Source organism: Planktothrix sp. FACHB-1355, assembly GCF_014748295.1.
GTDB classification, from domain to species: Bacteria; Cyanobacteriota; Cyanobacteriia; order Cyanobacteriales; family Aerosakkonemataceae; genus Aerosakkonema; species Aerosakkonema funiforme_A.
In genome coordinates, this window is record NZ_JACJUP010000743.1 from 1 (window position 1) to 3,599 (window position 3,599).

Consider the following 3,599-nt stretch of genomic DNA (forward strand, 5'->3'; position numbering starts at 1 on the left):
GCACCGGCATTTTGGCAGCTCTTGGTATGATGGGCGCAGATATCGGGTTAGAAAATCAGCGGATTGTCGCTGGGGAACCGGTGGCAGATTTGCGAGTGCGTCACAGTAAGTTAAAAGCTTGTCAAATCGGCGGTGAAATGATACCTCGTTTGATAGATGAAATTCCGATTTTAGCCGTAGCGGCAGTATTTGCCGAAGGTACAACCGTAATTCGGGATGCAGCGGAATTGCGCGTCAAAGAAAGCGATCGCATCGCTGTCATGGCAAACCAACTCAACAGGATGGGTGCGAAAGTAACGGAATTACCGGATGGTTTGGAAATTACTGGCGGTACGCCTTTAACAGGTACTGATGTTGACAGTCATACCGATCACAGGATAGCAATGAGTTTGGCGATCGCAGCTCTCAACGCTGACGGTACAACTACTGTTAACGGTGCCGAAGCTGCGGCAATTTCCTATCCGGATTTTACCACGACCTTGCAACAAATTTGCGGTCAAACCTAATTAACTAGGGTGCGTCAGAGCGCTAAAGTTAAAATTAAAGAGCCTTGCCAAAATTCTGCACCTCTGATGTACCCTACAGACTCTTTTTTTGTCAAACCCATGTCTTACAGAGATTTTACTTCTTTATATCTGCTAATACCTTTAGGCATCAATCTAAACTGTTAACAAGCAGTCAAAACTATTGACCAACTTTAAATATTTGCTCTGCTGTCAAATTCAACTCAGGAAAGATGGCAGATTGGATGCGATCGCTTCCTCTAAACTGATTAACCATATATTCTCCATCCACCATTTGATAAACCGAAATTGTCGGTTGTTTCGGATTGCCAATATAACGCCTACCACCCAAACCTAAATAGTCAACAATCCAATATTCCGGAATACCAAACTTTTCATATTCACCTAATTTCATTAGATAATCATCTTGCCAATTGGTACTGACTACTTCAATTACCAATCGCGTAGACTCACCTTTAGTAATTAAAGATCTTTTTTTCCACAGTGGTTCATTTTCTAGCGCTTTCTCATCCAGAACGATCGCATCTGGCCTATAGCCTGAATTATCCGAATCAGTAGGTCTAAGTACACATTGTCTGGCAACAAAGTAGGGAAGTTTTAATCGTCGAATTTCAATTAATGATTCAGCTGCTAATTCTGATGTTACCCGTTCGTGCGTTCCTGTTGGTTGCATTTCGACTATGACCCCATTATGCAATTCAAAAATACCGTTACCGTCTTCTGGATACCAATCCAGAAACTCATCTAGAGTCATTAGTTTTGATTCTGTTTCGATTTGGGTGATTTCTTGAACCATATTATCTTATTTGCTTTTATGATAATTTTGTTACTTCTATTCTAGATGAATTCCTGTTCGTAGTTAAAGAGAAGCCAAAAGGGTAAGAACAAAAAAGTTCATCACCCTTTTGGATGGTTTTCTACTCGTCTGTACTTAGAATTTGCGGCACTTTGAAAAATTCGCCATCTCGATCGGGAGAGCAATCGAGAATAGCTTCCCTGTCTGGATAAGGTCGCAGTTCGTCGGCTCGCGTGATATTGCTAACATCGATCGCCCTTGTGGTAGGCTTGACTTTACTCACATCTAACTCGCTCAACTGTTCAAAATATTCTAAAATACTGCCCAATTGAGTTGTGAATTGTTCTTCTTCGGCTGGGCTTAATTGTAAGCGGCCTAGAAGAGCAACTTTGCGGACTTGTTCGCGGTCAATCATAATTTTGAAAATGGGGGATGGGGAATAGGGAATGGGGAATGGGTCATTAATTATTAGTTCGCCGTTATTAGCAAATAACCAATGACCGATGACCGATGATTAAAAGAACACATCCATTTGCGATCGCCCAGTCGTCTTCAGCCAATTTTGAGCTTCGATGTAATTGTTAGGCGCAAGCTGAATCGCCTGCTTCCAATACTCCGCCGCCTTATCGTAAAAAGCTTCAGCTTCATCGGATTGACCCGCTTCCTTGGCCTTTTCTCCCTGGTAGTGGTAGATCACAGCAATATTGTTGAAAGCTGAAGGATGGCGGGGATTGAGTTCGATCGCTTGATGATAGTAATCCAAAGCTTTTTCATGTTCGCCGTTGCTAGCATGAATCAGCCCGATATTGTAGAGGATATAGCTGCGATCGTATGGATCTTCTTCCAGCTTTAGCGCTTCGTGGTAATTGTCCAAAGCTTCCGCATATTCACCATCACCTTGAGCGGACATCCCATCGCGGTAGTAGACAAAAGCTTCCTTTGCTTTTTTGTTAGCAGGCAGAATTTTGAGAATTATATCTGCCATGACGGTAAAACTTTTGTCGATGAAATTATCGTTGCGTTGCGTTCTTGGCATATCGGCCTCTGTTAAAAATGATTAATTACTTCAGACTTGCCTATCTGGTGGATATCGCTTTTAGACGCTCAATAGTTAATGTAGCGTCGATCGAGCGAGCGGGGGAGTGGGGGAGTTAAAAGTCAAAAGTCAAAAGTCAAAAGTCAAAATTAGGAATTTCTTCCCTCCTCCCTCTTCTCTCTTCCCTTTCCCTCTTCCCCTAGCCCCTATCCCTTGACCAAAACACCAGCTTCCCGTTGGATAGGCAGAACATCCAAAAGATCCATTTGAACGCAGTACTTTAAATCTTCGTGGCAGTCCAAGCGCAGCAAACGTTTACCGTGACTGGCGTGGTGCATCAGTTCGAGCAATCTATCTTGCCACTGGAGGTAAAGGGCGATCGCACCAATTACTTCATCATTGCCAGCGATATCATCTAATTTGGCATTTTGTGCCGTCACCAAGCTGTGAGCGATCGCACCAGCACAAGCGGTATCCTCCAGGGAAAAACTGCCTTCCCAACCGCTACCGACAATCCAAACCGTTTCTGGCTGCTGAGCTAGGATATAATCCACAACAGCCTTGCGATTGACAAACGCCGCCGCCAAAACCGAAGCAGCATCTTGGATTCTCTGTAGAGAACGAGTGCCGTTAGTAGTGCTGATAAACAATCGGCGTCCCTGCACCTGCTCTGGCGTACAATCTAGGGGAGAATTGCCCATATCGCAGCCCGGTACTTTCGCCCCGCCGCGTTCGCCTGCGCGAATCCGCTTTTCGGCAGGCCAATTTTCGCTCTCCCTCATTAATTTTTCCAGATCGCTGAAGACTTGAACCGCCTCGGCACCTGCTGCCAAAGCTGTAGCCATCGTTGTTGTAGCTCTCAAAACATCTATAGCGATCGCGCAATGGGGAACGCTATCGGTCGGAGTCAGTTCGGGGGTGTGGTAAACGAATAATTTCACAAGCCAGCTGCCAATAAAGTAACAATTTATTTGTTGTTCTTATCAATTAGTCAACAGCAAAAGTGTTACCTAGCTCAAGCCAAAAGCAATTTTACCTAGCCCGCTTGCCTGGGGATTAGGGCTAGGGCGTCGGGGCTAGGGATTAGGGGCTAGGAGTTAGGGAGGAGTGGGGGAGTCAAAAGTCAAAAGTTAAAAGTTAAAATTCCTCCCTCTCCCTCTTCTCTCTTCCCTCTTCCCTCTTCCCGACGCCCTAGCCCCTAGCCCCTAATCCCTAGCCCCTAGCCCCTAATCCCTAGCCCCTA

Annotated in this window: 4 protein-coding genes and 1 pseudogene; 1 reads left to right on the top strand and 4 read right to left on the bottom strand. The window is 45.0% G+C overall.

Translation table 11 applies throughout. From position 1 onward, the window contains the following. Positions 1 to 506, top strand: a pseudogene (locus H6S82_RS24105) (3-phosphoshikimate 1-carboxyvinyltransferase); the annotation flags it as partial. Positions 507 to 684: 178 nt separating this feature from the next. On the opposite strand, the gene H6S82_RS24110 reads toward H6S82_RS24105, so the two are convergent. The 4 genes from H6S82_RS24110 to H6S82_RS24125 all read right to left on the bottom strand — a co-directional run bounded on the left by H6S82_RS24110 (position 685) and on the right by H6S82_RS24125 (position 3,297). Then, entirely contained in the window at positions 685 to 1,320 is a 636-nt protein-coding gene (locus H6S82_RS24110) for a Uma2 family endonuclease (RefSeq protein WP_190462797.1), read from the bottom strand. A gap of 121 nt (positions 1,321 to 1,441) precedes the next feature. After that, on the bottom strand, positions 1,442 to 1,735 hold the full coding sequence (gene gatC / locus H6S82_RS24115) for an Asp-tRNA(Asn)/Glu-tRNA(Gln) amidotransferase subunit GatC (protein ID WP_190462795.1): 294 nt from the start codon (positions 1,733 to 1,735) through the stop codon (positions 1,442 to 1,444). Between the two features lie 99 nt (positions 1,736 to 1,834). Next, positions 1,835 to 2,356 (bottom strand): photosystem I assembly protein Ycf3, encoded by a 522-nt coding sequence (locus tag H6S82_RS24120; protein ID WP_190462793.1) that lies wholly within the window; start codon positions 2,354 to 2,356, stop codon positions 1,835 to 1,837. Positions 2,357 to 2,562: 206 nt separating this feature from the next. Next, the gene (locus H6S82_RS24125; protein WP_190462792.1) at positions 2,563 to 3,297 is read right to left on the bottom strand and encodes a 2-phosphosulfolactate phosphatase family protein; all 735 of its coding nucleotides are present in this window, start codon (positions 3,295 to 3,297) and stop codon (positions 2,563 to 2,565) included. Between the last annotated feature and the right edge of the window lie 302 nt (positions 3,298 to 3,599).